The sequence below is a fragment of the Salinimicrobium profundisediminis genome, assembly GCF_026241755.1.
GTDB classification, from domain to species: Bacteria; Bacteroidota; Bacteroidia; order Flavobacteriales; family Flavobacteriaceae; genus Salinimicrobium; species Salinimicrobium profundisediminis.
Window position 1 is genome coordinate 12,997 of record NZ_JAPJDA010000029.1, and the last position, 18,693, is coordinate 31,689.

At 42.7% G+C, this 18,693-nt stretch carries 14 protein-coding genes and 1 tRNA gene; 5 read left to right on the top strand and 10 right to left on the bottom strand.

Features of this window, described 5'->3' with window-relative positions:
* Window positions 1–5 precede the first annotated feature (5 nt).
* Window positions 6–1,331 (bottom strand): MATE family efflux transporter, encoded by a 1,326-nt coding sequence (locus OQ279_RS15300; RefSeq protein ID WP_266070880.1) that lies wholly within the window; start codon window positions 1,329–1,331, stop codon window positions 6–8.
* A complete protein-coding gene (locus OQ279_RS15305; protein WP_266070881.1) occupies window positions 1,331–1,834 on the bottom strand; it encodes a GNAT family N-acetyltransferase in 504 nt (167 codons plus the stop codon). The genes OQ279_RS15300 and OQ279_RS15305 overlap by 1 nt, the downstream gene beginning before the upstream one ends.
* A gap of 91 nt (window positions 1,835–1,925) precedes the next feature.
* Here OQ279_RS15305 and OQ279_RS15310 point away from each other — a divergent pair.
* Window positions 1,926–1,999, top strand: a tRNA-Ala gene (locus tag OQ279_RS15310).
* Between the two features lie 189 nt (window positions 2,000–2,188).
* Here the strand turns inward: OQ279_RS15310 and OQ279_RS15315 are convergent.
* The 5 genes from OQ279_RS15315 to OQ279_RS15335 all read right to left on the bottom strand — a co-directional run bounded on the left by OQ279_RS15315 (window position 2,189) and on the right by OQ279_RS15335 (window position 11,927).
* Window positions 2,189–3,040: an alpha/beta hydrolase family protein gene (locus OQ279_RS15315; RefSeq protein ID WP_266070882.1), complete on the bottom strand. Its 852-nt coding sequence runs from the start codon at window positions 3,038–3,040 to the stop codon at window positions 2,189–2,191.
* Window positions 3,034–5,793, bottom strand: a complete 2,760-nt coding sequence (locus OQ279_RS15320; RefSeq protein ID WP_266070883.1) for a PD-(D/E)XK nuclease family protein — start codon at window positions 5,791–5,793, stop codon at window positions 3,034–3,036. Before OQ279_RS15320 ends, OQ279_RS15315 begins: the two co-directional genes overlap by 7 nt.
* A 68-nt stretch (window positions 5,794–5,861) precedes the next feature.
* Window positions 5,862–7,253, bottom strand: coding sequence for an OmpA family protein (locus OQ279_RS15325; protein ID WP_266070885.1), 1,392 nt, complete (start codon window positions 7,251–7,253; stop codon window positions 5,862–5,864).
* Between the two features lie 301 nt (window positions 7,254–7,554).
* Window positions 7,555–8,751, bottom strand: coding sequence for a glycine C-acetyltransferase (kbl, locus tag OQ279_RS15330; protein ID WP_266070886.1), 1,197 nt, complete (start codon window positions 8,749–8,751; stop codon window positions 7,555–7,557).
* Window positions 8,752–8,783: 32 nt separating this feature from the next.
* Window positions 8,784–11,927 (bottom strand): UvrD-helicase domain-containing protein, encoded by a 3,144-nt coding sequence (locus tag OQ279_RS15335; protein ID WP_266070887.1) that lies wholly within the window; start codon window positions 11,925–11,927, stop codon window positions 8,784–8,786.
* Between the two features lie 222 nt (window positions 11,928–12,149).
* Here OQ279_RS15335 and OQ279_RS15340 point away from each other — a divergent pair, with 222 nt between their 5' ends.
* Window positions 12,150–12,758 (top strand): superoxide dismutase, encoded by a 609-nt coding sequence (locus OQ279_RS15340; protein WP_266070888.1) that lies wholly within the window; start codon window positions 12,150–12,152, stop codon window positions 12,756–12,758.
* Window positions 12,759–13,124: 366 nt separating this feature from the next.
* Here OQ279_RS15340 and recJ read toward each other — a convergent pair whose 3' ends face one another.
* Complete coding sequence (recJ, locus tag OQ279_RS15345) at window positions 13,125–14,822, bottom strand: single-stranded-DNA-specific exonuclease RecJ (RefSeq protein WP_266070889.1); 1,698 nt, start codon at window positions 14,820–14,822, stop codon at window positions 13,125–13,127.
* 163 nt (window positions 14,823–14,985) lie between these two features.
* Between recJ and OQ279_RS15350 the strand changes: the two genes are divergently transcribed.
* Window positions 14,986–15,336, top strand: coding sequence for a hypothetical protein (locus OQ279_RS15350; RefSeq protein ID WP_266070890.1), 351 nt, complete (start codon window positions 14,986–14,988; stop codon window positions 15,334–15,336).
* Here the strand turns inward: OQ279_RS15350 and rsmI are convergent, their stop codons facing one another.
* Entirely contained in the window at window positions 15,337–16,008 is a 672-nt protein-coding gene (gene rsmI, locus OQ279_RS15355; RefSeq protein ID WP_266070891.1) for a 16S rRNA (cytidine(1402)-2'-O)-methyltransferase, read from the bottom strand.
* Window positions 16,009–16,014: 6 nt separating this feature from the next.
* Entirely contained in the window at window positions 16,015–16,812 is a 798-nt protein-coding gene (locus OQ279_RS15360) for a DUF8457 domain-containing protein (RefSeq protein WP_266070892.1), read from the bottom strand.
* A gap of 99 nt (window positions 16,813–16,911) precedes the next feature.
* Between OQ279_RS15360 and OQ279_RS15365 the strand changes: the two genes are divergently transcribed.
* Both OQ279_RS15365 and alr read left to right on the top strand, forming a co-directional pair.
* On the top strand, window positions 16,912–17,580 hold the full coding sequence (locus OQ279_RS15365; protein WP_265162214.1) for a thymidine kinase: 669 nt from the start codon (window positions 16,912–16,914) through the stop codon (window positions 17,578–17,580).
* Complete coding sequence (gene alr / locus OQ279_RS15370; RefSeq protein WP_266070893.1) at window positions 17,552–18,661, top strand: alanine racemase; 1,110 nt, start codon at window positions 17,552–17,554, stop codon at window positions 18,659–18,661. Before OQ279_RS15365 ends, alr begins: the two co-directional genes overlap by 29 nt.
* The last annotated feature ends 32 nt before the right edge of the window (window positions 18,662–18,693 follow it).

Sequence of the window (18,693 nt, forward strand, 5' to 3'; positions counted from 1 at the left end):
TATCTCTAGGTTTCTTTGTACAAATATTTCCTGCGGAATTTTATCACCAGCGCACTGCTTCTAATAAGCATCCATACAAAGAAAGCGATCCAGATGGCGTGGAGTTTTAATCCGAAGTAATCGCCTATGAGCAGCGCCGGGGTAAAACCAAGAAAGGTAGCTGCCAGCAACACATTCCGAAGATATTTTGCTTCCCCCAGCCCTTTAAATATTCCGTCGAACATAAAAGCAATGGCATTCACTGGCTGCATGAACAGTACCATCCAGAAAACAGAAGTGAACAGCAGCAGCACAGGCGCTTCTTTGCTGAAGATCAACCCTATTTCTTCATAAAACAGCGCACAAATCCCGATTAAAAAAACAGCGATGATGACAGAATATTTGCTGATCTTTTTGCTCAACTGCCATAAGCCATTGTAATCCCTTGCTCCCAGGAGTCGGCCGCCCATGGCATTTCCGGCATTGGCATAGCCATCAATAAAGAAACTGAAAAAGAGCCAGATGTTCATGAGGATACTCTGGGCAGCAATATAGTTTTTACCGTAATCTGTCGCATAGGCATTAGCCAGGTAAATGGCGAAATTTAAAGCCGCAGTACGCACAAAAAGGTTGCCGCTCATTAAAAGCAGGGCTTTCATCTGCGGATTGATGGTGCGGCTAAGGCCCAGGTGAAAAGGCGTTTTTTTAAAGAAAAAATACAATGCCATGACCAGCATGACCAGTTGCGCAATAACACTGGCATAAGCGGCGCCTTCAAGATGCATGGCGGGAATCCAGCCCTCTATGCCATAAACCAGCATAAAATCGAGGCCCACATTTAGAACCGCGCCGGTGAGACTGCATTTCATGGCCCACAACGTGTTTTGGAGCCCACGAAAAACACCAAAGAGAGCGAAGGTGACCAGGGTGAGTGGGTAGCCTATCGCACGAATTTGATAATAATCGGCAGCATAATTCAAGACCTTTCCTTCAGCATTATAAGCGCTAAAGATCGCGGCAGCAAAGTAGGCTGTCACGGCATAGATCAACAGACTAAGTAAAAAGTTAAAAAAAATAGCTTGTGGTACCAGTGTTTTAACTGCATGAATGCGGTTTGCACCAAAATGCTGTGACACCAAAGCCGAAATAGCGGTTTTAGTTTGGGCTACGATCCAGATAATAGCCGAAAGAAATGAACCAACAATTCCTGCTGCGGCAAGAGCTTCAACAGGATCCTGGTCTACATTACCAATAATGGCAATATCGGTTAAGGAGATAAGAGGTTCTGCAATGCCTGCGATTATTGCAGGAATTGCAAGCCGATTGATATTTTTGAAGTTCACTACAGCCATTACTTTATCACTTTTTCATAGCAGTAGAAAGGGGCTTCACTTTGCTTCGGAAAATAAATATTCCCCAGCCTTTTGTAGCCCCGGGCTTCGTAAAATTTTTGATTTCGCTGGTTCTGGCTGAAGGTATCCAGTCTTACTGAATCATAGTTGTGCTTACGGGCAAAATCTTCAGCAAAATCCATAAGCCTACGCCCATGCCCGCTGCCCCACTTCTGCGGATTGGTAGCCAGGCGGTGTACGTAAAGATTATTGCCGCTGGGGGTGAGCCATGCTATAGGCAGGTACTCTTCATCTATGGTAGGCGTCAAAACAATAATCCCCTCAATCTCTCCCTCTTCTTCAAGCACATACAATTCCTCCTGTAAAATGTCATTTTTGAGCCGCTCTAAAGAAGGATAAAATTCATTCCACTGCAGGATCCCTTTTTTCTGCATGGCGTGGGCACAGGCTTCGGTGAGGCTTTTAATGGTCGCTAAGTCCTGGTATTTGGCTGTTCTTATCATGTTTGAAAGGCTTCTCCACAAAAATAATTTTATAGAAAGAAATAAAGGCTTTAAACATTGGAATATATTTTATAAATTTGCCCTCATCAATGGGGGATTAGCTCAGCTGGCTAGAGCGTTTGGCTGGCAGCCAAAAGGTCATCGGTTCGACTCCGATATTCTCCACAAAAAACCACCGTTTCGCGGTGGTTTTTTCGTTTTCGGGTGTTCCTAACTGCTTAGCGTATATAAAGACCTCACAGGTTTTCAAAACCTGTGAGGTCTACAGTTATGTCGGGTAAGTTATCTGATAGGTCATGGTACGATCAATTAACCTTGACTAAAACACCTTCCAAAAATGCCATTTTTGACAGGTTACTTTTTAATGAATTCAGTAGCTTTTTTTATGATCTTCTCCATGGCCGGCGGGAGGTCTTCGCGTTCCCACGGATGTGAAGCCTCAAAAACATGATCGCTGCCATCAAGTAGGAACAACTCCGATTGTGATGACCATTCATGCAATTGACGGGCGTTATCTACAGCAACTGTAGGATCATTGGTGCCGTGAACCACGAGATAGGGAATATTGAGCTTTTCCGCCGACCTGGCGATATTCAGTCGCTCTTCATTTTGTTTAAAATCTTCGTAAAAGTCGAACAGGTGCGGCATTTTCTGCTTGGTGCGGGAATTTTCTATATAAGAGATTCCTTTTTGTTTCCAGGCCTCCAGTTCTTCCCCTTTTGGAAAGCGGTCTTCAAAGTCACTAACTGCTGCAAGAGTAATGAGCTTTTGGATACGGGGGTCTTCAGCAGCTTTAACCACCGCAATACCTCCGCCGCGGGAGTGGCCCATCAAAGTGAGACGGGAAAGATCGTCCCGGTTAGCGTAAGGGAAATCTTCACTGCTTATCCAGTCAATTAAAACTTTAAGATCATCGAGCTCTTTGGTGTACGTGTTCTCTCCAAAAGCGTCTAAATCGGGGAAATCTATAGGGTTTTCAAGAGTGCCGCCATTGAAGGCAAAATTAAACTTTACGAACAGGAAGCCATTTTGGGCAAATGCGGTTGCCATCAGGTTCCAGGCGCCCCAGTCTTTGAAGCCTTTATAACCATGACAGAACAATACTACCGGTTTCTGCCCCTCTTCTTCCGAAGAAAATACATCTGTTGGAATTGGCCGCCCGTGCAGGCCCGGAAGGCTTATATTCTTTTGCTTTTTTACTACCATGAATGTTGTTTTATTTCTTTTTCAACAAAAGGAACTTCGGGATCACATATCTCTAAAATAAGGTTTTTAAGCTGAATTTTAAATTCTGCAAGGGTATCTGAAGTTATATTAATGTCTTTTTTGGCACCATATCCTTTTTTGTCTTTTTTACAGAACTGAAGGAATCCTGCTTTCAGATTTTTGAAGGAAATAATCCCTGCTTCAAGATCTTGTGGAAGTGGCGAATCTTCGTTCATCATAAGCGCATAAGTGAGTATCTGAAATGGCTTGCTGTACTTGTCATAATCTAAACTGATCTCTTCCCAGTCTACTACCTCAACTTTGTTTTGTTCAACCTTACCGGTTTTATAATCAATGATGCGCATCTTGCCGTTGAATTCATCAACACGATCTACAGTTCCCTTTAAAAATACAGGAAAATCGAGCTCTTCAATGGGAATCTGCACCTTCAGCCTGTCTTCTATTTTCAGGATCTTTATAGTATTCCCTTCTTTTATGTGAACAATCTCTGATCTTAAAAAGTTGCGCACATAGCGGCGTGCAACTTCAAAAATAAGCAGGTTTTGCCCATTGTTGAGGGGCGCTTTGGTGTAGTGCTCCCTAAACTGTCTTTCAATTTCGGCATTGCTGTTGTCAAGGGCTTCTTCGAGCTTTTCAACAGTGACCTGCTCCTCGAGCATATTTCTGTAAAAAACCTCGAGGGTATCATGCACTACAGTCCCCAGGGTATTATAGGCGACTGTTTCTTCTACCTCTTCGCGCTCCCTTATTCCCAGAACATACTGTTTATAAAAATCTAAAGGATTCCTGATATAGGTGGTGAGCGCCGATGGAGAAAATCCTTCTGCCGCTCTTGCCTTGAGCTTTGCAATGACTTCTGCCGACTTGTGTACGGTTTTAAGTTGAGCCGACACGGGTGGAACTACGGGGCTAATATTGAAGTTCTGTATGTTGTGATCTTTCTGGGCTTCCATTTCAAGCTGCAGTAAAAAACGGCTTTTTTCACCCGCATTGAGTCCGTCACTTTCAGTATTGTACAGCAAATGCACCTGTTTTGCCCGCTGTAGTAAATGGTAAAAGTGATAGGTATAAACAGCGTCTTTTTCTTTATAAGTGGGCAACTTATAAGCGCATTTAAGATCAAAAGGGATAAAGGAATTACTGCTTTTTCCTGCCGGAAGCACTCCTTCATTTACCGAGGTAAGGATTACATTTTTAAAATCGAGCACCCGCGACTCGAGCATCCCCATAAGCTGTAGCCCTGAAAAAGGTTTCCCACGGAAGTCGACCGTCTTTGAAGACAGGAAATCTTTGTACACAGAGAACAGGATCTTAATGGAATCTATGTAGGGATATTCTGATACAAGGTTGTTTATCTGGTTAAGCAACAAATGCAGCTGATACAGGAACTCGAGGGTAATTTTATCGCGGTCACTATCCATACGATCTTTAAAGATCATGATCAACCCCTGAAGATTCTGTAAAGCAATTTTCGGATCATTTTTCCAATCTCCAAAGCAGGCAGTGAAAAGCGGTTTAAACTCGGTGGGGACAGCTTTAAACAGGTCCTCTTCTTTTATATAGACCAGGTTCTCCTTGCGGATATTTTCCAGCAACCGGCGCGAAAATCCACCTGTCACCTGTTGTACCAGCGGGTGGCTGAGCACCAGCATAAGATCTTTGTAATAGTGAGTGCCATCGCCCTGCACCGTATGTATTTTAAGCAGGTGTTCAAGAAGGAAAGCAACAGGGGCATTTTGCAGTGCAAAGCCCATGGTAATATTTACCTCCTCTACATTGGGCGGCAGGGAATTCAACACCGGGAGCAGCAGGCTTTCGTCGCCAAGAACCACGGCGGTTTCCTTTAGTTCTTCAGGCGAAAGCTTAGACAATAATTCTCCCACATACTTGGCCTGCCCAATATTTTTGGGAACGCCAATCATCTTTATATCCTTGGGTTCACTATACGAGCGGGAAATAAACTGTGGCTTATGGTTCTTAAAATAGGGCCAGGATTTGAGATAATTCCGTAGAAAAAGTGAAACATCATGCTGCTCATCCTGAAGAAAGACTTCATCTATATCCCAGAATACTTCAGCTTTACCGGCTTCAAGAAGAAACTGAAAAATATTTTGTTCCGCAGTATTTAACGCATTAAAACCTATAAATACAAATGGCCCGGCTACTCTCCCGGCATATTCAGAAATTCTTTCAGAAGCCCTTCTGTAGACCATTCCCTGATAGGCCAGCTCCTTCTCTTCAAGCTGCTTTTGGAGTGCCTCATAATAGTCGGGAAGTTTATTCCAGAAGAGCAGGTAGTTCTCCATGAGTGGAGTTTTCTCTTCCTGAAGGTACCAGTGGTTCATTTCCTGGATATCACCCAGGTAACCAAAAAACGTTTTATAGTCTATAAGATAGCGGTCAATTTCGTTGAAATCGTAGAGCAGCGTTTGCGCCCAGGCAGAGAAAGTTTCAAAACTTTCACATTGATCTTTTGGCGTACAGGCCCGGTAAGCGGAATAAAATTCAAAAAGGGCTGTGATATTATCAATAGATTTAAGCCCTGCTATTTCTTCGGAAAAGTCTTCAATACTCAACACCCTGGGAGCAAACATAGGCTTTGAAGAAAGGCGGGAAAGCCTGTTCACCAGGCTGGCACCTGCTCTTTTACTGGGCAGGATAAATGTGGTTTCAGAAATGTTTGCGTTTCGGGATAGTAACTCCTGAAGCACCTGTTCAATAAATGATATCATGCCTTAAAAATAAAAAACGCCCCGGTCAAACCGGGGCGTTTTTCTAAATAAATTTAGTGAAAGTCAGGTTACATTCCGCCCTGATTATCTCTCATCTCTTTTTCTTTATCTAAAGATATCTCTACCCTTCTGTTTTCCTGTCTTCCTTTAGCAGTGCTGTTAGAAGCGATTGGTTGAGATTCACCATATCCTTCAGAAGTTAATCTGCTAGAAGGAATACCAGTGTTTTCAAGGAAAGTTTCTACAGATTGTGCTCTTTCTCTGGATAGTTTTTCATTGTAAGATTCACTACCAGTGCTATCTGTGTGTCCTCCAATATGGAAAATTGTGTTAGGATATTCTTTCATGATATCGGCGATAGCCTGAAGAGTTTCTTCTGACTCAGATCTAATTGTAGCTTTATCAAGATCGAAAAGAATAGTTCTTGAGTATTCATTCAATTCTTCGATTACCTCTACAGTTGGTTCAGGACATCCGTTGTTTGCAGCAGTTCCTGCTACTTCTGGACATTCATCATCTTTGTCTAGCACTCCATCGTTATCCATATCTTCCCATGGACATCCGTTGTTTTCTTTTGGACCTGCTTCGTTTGGACATTCGTCCTCGCTATCTTTAACTCCGTCACCATCGGCATCTGGACATCCGTTCAATGCAGCAAGACCGGCTACAGTAGGACATTCATCCTGAGGATCGGCAATACCATCACCGTCTGTATCTGGGCAACCGTTAAATTGTGCAAGACCTGCTTCATTAGGACATTCGTCCAACCTGTCCTGTATCCCGTCACCATCAGAGTCAGGACAACCGTTGAATTGTTCTAATCCGGCTACTTCAGGACACTCATCATCCTTATCGTAGATACCATCTCCGTCAGTATCCTGTCCTCCAAAGGCAAACTTAATTCCTGCTGCGTGTTGGAAGTGAGAGTTCATATCATCGTCAAATCCATGCTTGTAGATAGTTTGGACTGAAAGGGCAAGATTATCTGTAAACCAGAAATTGAAACCTACAGTTCCATCAAGAGTTGCGAAGCCTTCTTCGTCAATCCAGGTGTAACCCCCACCAACTCCCACAATAGGATCTAACCAACCTGCGTTGGCGTCATTACGAAAGCTGTAGTTGAAGGTACCGTCAAGACCGTAATACATTAGGTCATCCCATCCTTCATCTCCATATTTACCGATTTGGTTAACCGAACCAGCTGCTTCAAAATAGAACCCTGCGCCAATGTTACGGGCAACAGAGATTCTAGAAATACCTGCAAGTACATTCCAGTGATCTCCGGTGTTGAAGAATTCATCAAAATACCCCCCTAGAGGTGCGTCTTCACCTGTAGGATAAAAATCCACTGCGTTTACTCCTATTCCAATAGCCCATGGATTATTGTCATCCTGCGCCTGCATAGTGCTGAAGCTCAGAATGCATAGTGAAGCCAATAATAATCTGTTTAGATGTTTCATATTGCTGAGTTTAATATTTTAATTAGTTAGCAGAAACAAAAGTAGACCGATATTCAGTATTAACAAAGCCCAATTTAATAAAGTTTTCTTAATAAGACTGGCATTTGGAGCAGTTACAAAGGATTTACAACATAATTATTTTGCGAAAACCTTAAAATATTAACAATTTTTTAGGTTTTGCTGTTGTGTTATTCTGCCCTGTAAAAAGCTTTCCTAAAGTATCTGATATAAAGGATGAAGAAGCCCGAAATGGATGTAAAAAAGGTGTTCCTAGACAGAAACACCTTTTTTATTTTTAACCTTATTTAATGATATCAAGCTCTTTTCCCACTTTTTTAAAGGCGGCAATAGCTTTATCAAGGTGTTCCTGAGTGTGGGCAGCCGAGAGCTGTACCCTTATTCTCGCTTTTCCTTTAGGCACTACAGGGTAGAAGAATCCAATTACATAGATCCCTTCCTCTAAAAGCCTGTCGGCCATTTTTTGTGAAAGTTTTGCATCATAAAGCATTACCGGTACAATGGCAGCTTTCCCGTCAATGATTTCAAATCCGGCATCTTTTATACCTTTTTTGAAGTATTTTGTATTTTCCTTGACCTTGTTCCTAAGAGAGTCGTCTTTAGATAACATATCAAAAACCTTGATAGAAGCTCCCACAATAGCCGGAGCCAGGGAGTTGGAGAATAGATATGGCCGCGATCTTTGACGCAAAATTTCTATAACCTCTTTTTTGGCCACAGTATATCCGCCCATTGCACCTCCCAGTGCTTTCCCGAGGGTTCCGGTAATAATGTCTATGCGCCCAAGCACTCCTTTCTCTTCGAGAGTACCAATCCCGTCCTGACCAATAAATCCTGTTGCGTGGCATTCATCTATCATAACCATGGCATCATACTTTTCGGCAAGATCGCAGATCTTATCAAGGGGTGCCACCAGCCCGTCCATGGAGAATACACCATCGGTAACAATAATTTTAAACCGCGCTCCTTTTTCATTAGCTGTTTTAAGCTGCGCTTCAAGCTCTTCCATATTTCCATTTTCGTAACGGTAGCGAGCTGCCTTACACAACCTTACCCCATCAATAATGGAAGCGTGGTTGAGGGAATCAGAAATTATAGCGTCTTCAGCAGTCAAAAGTGGCTCAAAAACACCCCCGTTAGCATCAAATGCAGCAGCGTAAAGTATGGTATCATCCATCCCGTAGAAATCTGCAATCTTGCGCTCCAGTTCTTTGTGGATATCCTGGGTACCGCATATAAACCGTACACTTGACATCCCAAAGCCATGCGTATCCATAGCGTCTTTTGCTGCCTGTATCACTTCTGGATGTGATGACAGCCCAAGGTAATTGTTGGCACAAAAATTAAGAACCTTTTTACCACCTTCAAGAGTGATCTCAGCACCTTGTGGTGAAGTAATGATCCTTTCTTTTTTATAAAGGCCTTCTTCTTTAATATTGCTTATTTCCTTTTCAAGGTATTCTTTCATTTTTCCGTACATAATGACTGGTTTTTTACAAAATTACATTCTTTTTACACAAAAGTTACTTCAATCTGGTCGTTTATATAAACCAGGATCTTGTTTTCAATCTCAAAATCCATTTTTGCCAGAATATGAGCATATTCTGAAATCTGCGCCTTGTGTTTTGGATCTGATGCACCTGTCTTATAGTCAATAATATTCACCTTATTACCAGAAAAGATTAATCTGTCGGGTCTTAAGAGTGCACCGTCCTCAGAAATTATTGCGCGTTCATTATAATTCACCACGCCATTGGCAAAATATTTCCTTAACGCGCTATGGCCTGTAACTTCTAAAATAGATCTTTTAAGTTCTTCTTTTTCTTCGGAAGGAAAAAGTCCGTCATTTTTGCCATTTTCGAGCACCCGCTCTACATCTGCTTCCGTATCTATTTTCGCAAAAAGATCGTGGATAAGCTGACCTTTTTCAATAGCCTTTTGCTGCTTGGTATTCCACATGAGCCCCGAACGCGTGATGATGGAAATACCATTGCCCTGGGTTGGGGAAGAAAAGAAGCTTTGCTGCTCAAAGGTGTTTGAAGGTTTTTTTTCTTCCGAAATCATTTCATGCATATTTCCGAAGTGGTACTCATTACTGTCATTCCACTTCCCTATAGACCGTAAATAGGATATAAATAGACCCGAAATGCGGTTGGTATTTTCGTTCCCCTTCTTGTCGAGGTCCATTTTTGAAATGATATACAACTGATGCTCGGGCCGCGTCATAGCCACATACAGCACATTGAGTGCATCAAGCTGACTGTTACAGCTCAACTCATGATAAATTTGAGGCGCTTCGCCATCCCATTCTTTCATCTTATCGGCTGCACGCAGATAAGCAATTTCTACATTGGTATCGAGTTCTTCGGGCAATTCTATCCAAAAATGTTCCCTGGCCGTGTCATTTATCTGGGTATTGGCAAAAGGATAAATTACCACAGGAAATTCCAGCCCTTTAGCTTTGTGAATGGTCATTATTTGCACTGCATTTTCACCTTTCGGTACCACAATGCTCAGTTCGTCTTTCTTTCGTTCCCACTGTTCCAAAAAGGTGAAAAATGCGACCCCTTCGGTACTGGAAACTTCGTAAACAAAATCGAGATAGAACTGCAGGTAAGCATCAGAAACGGCCTCTAGCGAGAAAGCCCTGATTATATATTCAACCGCCTCATAAACCGACATTGCCGTAGCTGCCACGGGTGAAAAATTGATCCCATTTTTTTCCAGAGCTTTAAAGAATTCCTCCCCTTCAGGCTTTAGATGCTCTTCCAAAAATTGGAAATCGTTGTCTACTTCAATAGTTTCAGTCAAAAGATAATCAAGGATCTCAAATTTGAGAGACCTGTCTCCGGGATCGAGGCAATACTGCAAAACTGCCGTAATAAACCTGATTTTTGGAGAACGGTTTATGAGTAAACTTTCCGCAGAGATAACTGGAATAGCATGTTCACTCAGGTAATTGGCTACAGCAATGCTCTCGCGGCGTGTTCGGGTAAGGATACAGATATCAGAAAGTGCCCTGCCCTGTTCCTGCACTTTAGTTATAATTTCAAGCACCCTTATGGGGTACGCCTCCATTTCTTCGGAAGCATTTTCAGCCTCTATAAAGGAGATATTTACATAACCTTCTTTGGAGCTCACAACGCCCTGGCCGCTGTTAAGAAAGAGGTTTTTATGGGTTTCATTCAGAAAAAATCCTGAAGCATACTTAAAGAAATCGTTATTGAACTCCACCACGGTCCTCGCACTCCTGTAGTTGTTTGGCAGCACCAGCATTTCCAGGTCTTCAACGCTAAACGGATGCCGCTTTTGGCATAGCTCCATAAATTGTTCGGCTTTACCGCCACGCCACCTGTAAATAGACTGTTTTGCATCTCCTACCAGCGTGAGCGAACCAAATTCGCCGGCCGGATGCTCAATAGAAAGTGTATTGTCAACAAGCGGGATCAAATTTTCCCACTGTAACTGGGAGGTATCCTGAAATTCATCAATAAAATAATGACGATAGCGATCTCCCAGCCTCTCATATATAAAAGGTGCGGGCTGATCTTTCACTGCTTTGCCTATCGTTGCGTTGAATTCGGAAATCAACACCAGCGAATTTTCTGCTTTTATCTCTTCAATCTGTGCCTGTATGGCATTTAAAAGAGACAGCGGCACGAGGTTCTTGTCTACCGCTTCAAGGAACTGTATGCTGGTGATGAATTTTTTTACCTGATTGTAAAGCGCGACAATTTGCGGCTGAAGGCTATCGAGAACCTGCTTTTTGGCTGCATCAAGTTTAGATGCATAGAGCGCTTTTTCAGCAAGGTCCCTTTGCCAACCTGCGGAAAAGTTAACGTTAAAATCCCCTTTTTGAAGCTTCAGAAAAAATTTTGGGCAATAGCCGCCACTAAAACATCCATTGTCAAGATTGTTTTCATCCAGCAACTGGAAAAAGTCATTTGCCGTGTCAATAACAGCACTTTCCAGCTTTTTTTGTTCCTGAATGATCTTCTTTTTTAGATCTTCAAAATCATCCGGCTTCTTTGTCTTTAGGATCTCCAGGAATTTACTGCTGGTTTCCTGCGTGAGCAAACGCCCAATAGCAAAAAGATCGCGGGCTATGTCCCAGCTCTTATCGTCATCTGTGCGGGAGAGGACAAAATTGACCAGAACCCGGGTTATGGCTTTGTCTTTTCCAGCTTTGCTTATAAGCCTGTCTACCGCCTCCCCGAGTACTTCATCGGTTCTAAGTTCCACTTCAAAATTAAGTGGCAGCCCCAGGTCTTTGGCAAAGGTTCGCAAAACCCGGTGGGTGAAACCATCTATAGTAGAAACTTCAAAGGCTGCATAGTTGTGAATTATATGCTTTAGGATATCGCTGCTTCTCTTCTGAATGATCTCTGGCGGCATTCCCGTGTCTTTGGAAAGCACGGTGAGCAATTCTTCTTCTTTGCTGGTGCGACTGGGATTGGCAAGCCCGTGCAGGCTCTCAATTATGCGCGATTTCATTTCCCCCACAGCCTTATTGGTAAAGGTAATGGCAAGTATATTCTTATAACTGTCTATTCTCGGCGAAGACAGCAGAAGTAAAAGATACTGTTTTACAAGGGTATAGGTCTTTCCCGAACCAGCCGAAGCGTCGTAAATTCTGAAGATGTTAGCGTCCTTCAAATTTTTTTCACTAAAGTAAGAAATGCATCTTAATTGACCTTCTCGTGCCGATCCATTAGCTGGAAAATATGCAGAAAAAATTGAGATTATTCTAAGTAACTGTAAACTAACTTTTTTAAAAAGCTACATCTTTAAGGATTTTATAACATTTTATAATTCTTATTAATGAGGTTTATCTCTAAATTTGAAGTTGACCTAATTAATAATAAAAACGATTTAACTATGGCTTTCGAGTTACCAAAATTAAAATATGCATTTGACGCATTGGAGCCTCACATTGACGCAAAAACAATGGAGATCCACCACGATAAACATCACGCAGGATATACCAGCAAATTAAATGATGCCGTAAAAGGCACAGATATGGAAGGTAAGAATATTGAGAATATTCTCAATAACCTTGACATGGATGATAAAGCTGTCCGCAACAACGGAGGGGGATATTTTAACCATAACCTTTTCTGGGAGATCATGGGACCTAATGGTGGTGGAAAGCCTCAGGGAGATCTGGCCTCTGCAATAGACAAAGACTTTGGATCTTTCGAAGCTTTTAAAGATGAGTTTTCCAAAGCAGGTGCTACCCAGTTTGGATCTGGTTGGGCTTGGCTTTGCGTGCAGGAAGGTGGCAAGCTTGAAGTATGTTCTTCAGCAAACCAGGATAATCCTTTAATGCCCGGAGTAGGTTGCGGCGGATATCCAATCCTTGGAATGGACGTTTGGGAGCATGCTTATTATTTAAAGTATCAAAACCAACGCCCCGCTTATATTGATGCGTTCTTCAATGTGATCAACTGGGAAGAAGTTTCCAAACGATATGCACAACATAAATAATTAAGGTCTCAAATTAGAGAGAGATTTTAAATAAGACAGAAGGCTGTCTTAAAAGCTTACTTGAAAAGTTATTCTGAATTAGTGGATCTATGTTGAATAGGACCTCAACTTCAGGCTTGACCAGGAAAGGCTTTTAAGGCAGCCTTTTTTTTGCAGAATACTGCGCATAAAAAAAGGTGGATATCTCCACCTTTTTTTGCCCCAAATCTACCATGAACTTAACCTACTTATGTTATGGCTTTACTAAAGTAGCTAAACATCTCATTATCAGAAACTTTTTTAGATGAAGTACATGGAAAATTGTTGAAGAGCAAATAGGCGGTATGTACTGTAAGAATTCAGCAACAATATTAACAAAAGGTCACGCTAATTTACCTCAATGCCTTTTAAATTTAGTTGTAGCGTGATATTGCCCTGAAATTCATTCTCTTCAATAGAATAGGCAGCCTTGACCTTTTTCCCTTCACTTACCAGCTCACACTTCTTCCCCAAATCAAAACCTATGGCGCCAAAGCTGCGATCATTTCCCTTCTGATAAAACCTGGCTTTCAGGTGCTTGTCATCTCCACCCACACAGCGGGCGTAACCGGTATCCCGCAAATTCTTTGACATAAAAACAGGAGACATATTGCCGGGCCCAAATGGTGCAAACTGTTTAAGGATCCTATAGAACTTATCTGTAATATCACCGAGTTCTATTTCGGCATCAATCTGAATTTCGGGAGTTAGCAGGCGGGGATCTATTGTAGCCGAAACCACTTCTTCAAATTTTTTCTTGAAATTCTCATATTGATCAGAGAGCAGTGTTAAGCCTGCCGCATATTTATGACCTCCAAATTGTTCAATGAATTCACTGCAGCCTTCCAAAGCATCATAAACATCAAAACCACTGACAGAACGTGCCGATGCCGCAAGTTTTTCACCGCTGCGGGTAAACACCAGGGTAGGGCGGTAATAAGTTTCGGTAAGCCTCGAGGCTACAATCCCTATCACCCCTTTATGCCAGGTCTCCCGGTAAACTACTGTGGTCTTTCTCTCCTGTTCGCAAAGTTCGTCAATCTGGGCAAGTGCTTCTTCAGTAATTACTTTATCTGTCTCTCTTCGGCTCGTGTTGTATTCTTCAATTTCGGCTGCAAATATTTTTGCCTGCACACTATCTTCTTCAGTAAGCAGGTTAACGGCGTGTAGCCCGTGCTTCATCCTTCCGGCTGCATTGATGCGGGGCGCAACTATAAAAACCACATCTGTAAGGGTGAGTTGTTCCTTCTTCACCTGTTCGAGGATCGCACCAATTCCTGCACGGGGAGCAACATTTATTACCTGCAGGCCATGATAGGCAAGTATCCGGTTTTCGCCGGTTACCGGCACTATATCGGCCCCAATAGCTGTAGCAACCAGGTCCAGGTATGGGATGAGCACTCCAAATGGCTCTCCCCGCTTTTGGTTTAGAGCCTGCAACAGCTTGAAGCCCACACCACATCCGCAGAGTTCCTTATAAGGGTATTCACAATCTTCTCTTTTAGGATCCAGTACAGCTACCGCCTTTGGTATTTCTGCCCCCGGCCTGTGATGATCACAAATTACAAAGTCAATGCCCTTTTCACTGGCATAGGCTACTTTTTCAATAGCTTTAATTCCGCAATCGAGGGCAATGATGAGGCTAATGTCATTATCGGCTGCAAAATCTATCCCTTTATAAGACACACCGTATCCTTCTTCATACCGGTCGGGGATATAGGTCGCAACGTTTGGGTAGATCCTTTTTAGATAAGAAGAAACCAATGCCACACTCGTGGTGCCGTCTACATCATAATCTCCAAAGACCATGATATTTTCCCCTTTTTGAAGGGCAAGCTCAATCCTGCTTACCGCTGCTTCCATATCTTTCATTAGAAAAGGATCGTGGAGGTCTTCAAGACTGGGGCGAAAGAACTTTTTGGCTTCTTCAAATGTTTCTATGCCGCGCTGAACCAGCAATGAAGCTATTGGTTTTTCTACACCTAAAGCTTCCTGCAGATGTTCAACTGTTGAAGGATCGGGTTTAGGTTTAAGTGTCCAGCGCATAGAGTTTTTTTTCAAAAATACTTATTGTTCTTTATTATTTACGTCCTACAAACTGGCCTCATCGAGAACCTGAAGGAAAATCTGACACCGAAATTTCACAGTTATAAAGATTCATTCAGCCAATTAATTATTTCTTTATTAATTTAATTGAAAATTATACTGAATGAAAAAGATCCTCTTATTCGCCATCGCACTGATATTCCTGGCCTGCGAAAATATAACTTCAGTAGAAACAGAAGCACCTGAAAAAACACTTTCCATTTCAAAAGCCGATACTCTTGAGCACCTGCTTTCAAAAGTAATACCCACTGAAGGTGGTTTCAGTATTTCGGAGCAGGCAGCACATGCGGTTCTGAGTGAAATTCAGCACCGCGAGCAAGGCATCTTCTATGTTTACGCTCCAGAAGCCGACTTTAACGGGATCGAAGTTGTAAAGATCAAAAGGGCTGATTCTAACGGAGCCGAAATTTTTTCTGAAACAATCACCACGCTCAAAATCGAGGTCGCAGAGTAGCTATTTATTCCCTGCAACAACAACCACAATCTCTCCTTTAGGAGGTTTGGTCTCATAGTGCGAAAGCACTTCAGCTGCTGTTCCCCTCACGGTTTCCTCATGTAGTTTGGTGATCTCCCGGGATACAGAAATCTGCCTGTCTTCTCCAAAGAATTCTTTTATCTGGCCCAGAGTTTTAAGAAGCTTGTGCGGCGATTCATATAATATTATGGTACGGGTTTCCTGCGCCAGCAATTCCAGCCGGGTTTGCCGTCCTTTTTTTACCGGTAAAAAACCTTCAAAAACGAATTTATCATTGGGCAACCCACTGTTCACGAGGGCTGGAACAAAAGCAGTGGCGCCGGGAAGACAATCTACTTCGAGCCCTGCTTCAACACAGGCCCGGGTGAGTAAAAATCCGGGGTCACTAATGGCGGGCGTCCCGGCATCACTAATTAACGCCACAGTTTTCCCATTCTGAATTTGCCGCACCACATTTTCTACCGTTTTGTGTTCATTGTGCATGTGGTGGCTCTGCATAGGTGTATTTATCTCAAAATGTTTTAGCAGTTTTCCGCTGTTGCGGGTATCTTCAGCTAATATGAGATCTACTTCTTTGAGAACCCTAAGGGCACGAAAAGTAATATCTTCAAGGTTGCCAATAGGCGTGGGCACAAGGTATAGTTTCGCCATAGAAACTTATTCGAAGTTCTTTTCAACTATAGCCAAAAACCTGCTTTCATAGTCTTCTTTTCCCTCCCAGTTATTATAATCGGGCTTGACCATGTTTGCAACAAAATTAAAGGCCTCTTCCTTAGTCCTTATAGTAATAAGTTGAGACAACACCCTGTTATAATCTGATGTACTCCCGTCAAAAAGGTGCTTTACAAAGGCCATTCTGTCGTTAAGTCCAATATTGATACCTTTCTTGAGCCTGTCATTGAGGGATTTTGGTTTTTCCTGGGCAGAACCCTGTCTTTTCACTGGTTCAAACTGCGGCAGGTTATCATAATGCACTCCCCCAATATCGCTCATATCATTCTTCTTGTAATTGCGCGGTTCTACATGTGCAAAGAGATCGTCAACCTGCTGAGTCTCCGGTGGCATCTGGGCCACAATATCCTTGATCTTTTCGGTATTTGGCTCGGTAATCTCTTCAGAATCGTTGTATTCAAGTCCGGTAGGGTTATACTCGTCCGGTTCTGGAGCATCTTCTTCCTGCACCGGCGGCACCGATTCCTTCTTTTCTTCGGAAGCTTTAACCGGAGCCTCTTTTTCTTTTGGAGCTTCTACTTTTTGAGCAGTTTTTACTACTTCCTGCTCTCTTATTTCTGAAGCCGTGTAGAGATTAGATTCGGTAAAATTGTAGACGGTAAGCTTTTCGTATAATCTCCTGGCAAGTTCTTTTAATTCCCCGGTCGCGACCTGGTCCTGATCTTTTAAAAGAGCAACTTTTTCGGCCAAAGCTACTAATTCCCCTTTCAATTGCTTTTTCATAACTTTCATTCTTGCAACCCGAATACGGTTGTATTTTTAATAAATTTGTGTCACCTTTATCAAAAGCGAAGTCTGCTTTTTGGTCTTGAAAAATACAAAATGTTTCTTGAAAATACAGTAAATCATAAAGAGCAATTTGGGTGGATTGAAGTTATATGCGGCTCGATGTTCTCTGGGAAGACCGAAGAGCTGATTCGCAGACTCAAGCGCGCCAAATTTGCCAAACAAAAGGTCGAAATCTTTAAACCGGCCATAGATACCCGCTACAATGAAGAGATGGTGGTGTCTCACGATTCTAATGAAATAAGGTCCACCCCTGTTCCAGCTGCAGCCAATATCAGGCTGCTGGCCGATGATTGCGATGTGGTGGGCATTGATGAAGCCCAGTTCTTTGACGAAGAAATTGTCTCTGTATGCAATGACCTTGCAAACAGAGGGGTAAGAGTGATCGTTGCCGGACTGGATATGGATTTTAAAGGCAACCCCTTTGGACCAATGCCAAATTTAATGGCCACTGCAGAGTATGTCACCAAAGTACACGCCGTTTGCACCCGTACCGGAAACCTCGCCCAATACAGCTACCGCAAGACTTCAAATGAAGACCTGGTGATGCTGGGAGAGACCGAAGAATATGAGCCTTTGAGCCGCGGAGCTTTTTACAAAGCCCGGTTAAGAGAAAAGCTAAAAAATTTCGAGGTTACAGAACCCGAAGAATTAAAAGACACCAAAAGAAGTGAACATGCCGAAAGCCAGGGAGACCGTACTTGAAATAAATCTTGATGCCTTAGCGCACAACTACAATTACATTAGGTCAAAACTCGATGAAGATGTAAAATTTATGGCCGTGGTCAAGGCCTTTGGTTACGGAAGCGACGTAGCCGGCATAGCCCATAAGCTCGTGGAGCTGGGCGCCGACTATTTTGCGGTAGCTTATACTTCTGAAGGTATTGCCTTAAGAGAGGCCGGAATTGAAGCCCCTATCCTGGTTCTTCACCCTCAGTCATTCAATTTTGAAGCTATTATTGAAAATTGCCTGGAACCAAGCCTTTACAGCAAGTTTGTTTTAGAGGAATTTGTCAAAACTGCTGAAGAAAAAAATCAGAAAGAATATCCTGTACATATTAAGTTCAACACCGGACTCAATCGCCTTGGGTTTTCAGAAAAAGAGACCGATGTAGTGAAAGACCTGCTCACAGCTACCACTGCAGTTAAAGCGAAATCATTCTTTTCGCATTTGGCCGCAAGTGAAGACTGGAAAGAGCGGGAGTTCACCCTCATGCAAATCCATACCTTCCGGAAAATAGCTGTCAAATTATATGACGATTTAGGCTACAGCCCCATGCTGCACATTTGCAATACTTCGGGGATCATTAATTATCCCAAAGCCCATTTTGACATGGTGCGATCGGGGATTGGGCTTTACGGGTTTGGAAATGATGAGCCCAATGATGAAAAGTTAAGGCCAATTGGAACGCTTAAAACCATTGTCTCACAAATCCATGTGCTGGAAAAAGGCCAGTCCCTGGGCTACAACCGCGCCTTTATCGCCGAAAAACGCACCAAAACAGCCACGCTCCCCATTGGTCATGCCGACGGGATTAACAGGCAGTACGGCAATGGCCGCGCCGGGGTAACTATTAATGGCAGCTACGCCCCAATTTTAGGAAATGTTTGTATGGACATGGTGATGGTCGATATTACCGGAATTGACTGTAAAGAAGGGGATGAAGTCATTGTTTTTGGAGAAACTCAACATGCAACTGCCTTTGCTGAAAAGGGAAACACGATCTCCTACGAATTGATTACCGGAATCTCCCAAAGAGTGAAGAGAGTGCTTATTACAGATTAATTCATACATTTAGGTTACTAACTTAAAAATCT

What these genes read in the sequence shown, in the direction of transcription:
- OQ279_RS15320 (WP_266070883.1), bottom strand. Translation starts at nt 5,793, where the DNA reads ATGATATCATTTATTGAACAGGTGCTTCAGGAGTTACTATCCCGAAAC.
- OQ279_RS15365 (WP_265162214.1), top strand. Translation starts at nt 16,912, where the DNA reads ATGTTTCTTGAAAATACAGTAAATCATAAAGAGCAATTTGGGTGGATT.
- OQ279_RS15305 (WP_266070881.1), bottom strand. Translation starts at nt 1,834, where the DNA reads ATGATAAGAACAGCCAAATACCAGGACTTAGCGACCATTAAAAGCCTC.
- alr (WP_266070893.1), top strand. Translation starts at nt 17,552, where the DNA reads ATGCCGAAAGCCAGGGAGACCGTACTTGAAATAAATCTTGATGCCTTA.
- OQ279_RS15315 (WP_266070882.1), bottom strand. Translation starts at nt 3,040, where the DNA reads ATGGTAGTAAAAAAGCAAAAGAATATAAGCCTTCCGGGCCTGCACGGG.
- kbl (WP_266070886.1), bottom strand. Translation starts at nt 8,751, where the DNA reads ATGTACGGAAAAATGAAAGAATACCTTGAAAAGGAAATAAGCAATATT.
- OQ279_RS15325 (WP_266070885.1), bottom strand. Translation starts at nt 7,253, where the DNA reads ATGAAACATCTAAACAGATTATTATTGGCTTCACTATGCATTCTGAGC.
- OQ279_RS15340 (WP_266070888.1), top strand. Translation starts at nt 12,150, where the DNA reads ATGGCTTTCGAGTTACCAAAATTAAAATATGCATTTGACGCATTGGAG.
- recJ (WP_266070889.1), bottom strand. Translation starts at nt 14,822, where the DNA reads ATGCGCTGGACACTTAAACCTAAACCCGATCCTTCAACAGTTGAACAT.
- OQ279_RS15300 (WP_266070880.1), bottom strand. Translation starts at nt 1,331, where the DNA reads ATGGCTGTAGTGAACTTCAAAAATATCAATCGGCTTGCAATTCCTGCA.
- rsmI (WP_266070891.1), bottom strand. Translation starts at nt 16,008, where the DNA reads ATGGCGAAACTATACCTTGTGCCCACGCCTATTGGCAACCTTGAAGAT.
- OQ279_RS15350 (WP_266070890.1), top strand. Translation starts at nt 14,986, where the DNA reads ATGAAAAAGATCCTCTTATTCGCCATCGCACTGATATTCCTGGCCTGC.
- OQ279_RS15360 (WP_266070892.1), bottom strand. Translation starts at nt 16,812, where the DNA reads ATGAAAAAGCAATTGAAAGGGGAATTAGTAGCTTTGGCCGAAAAAGTT.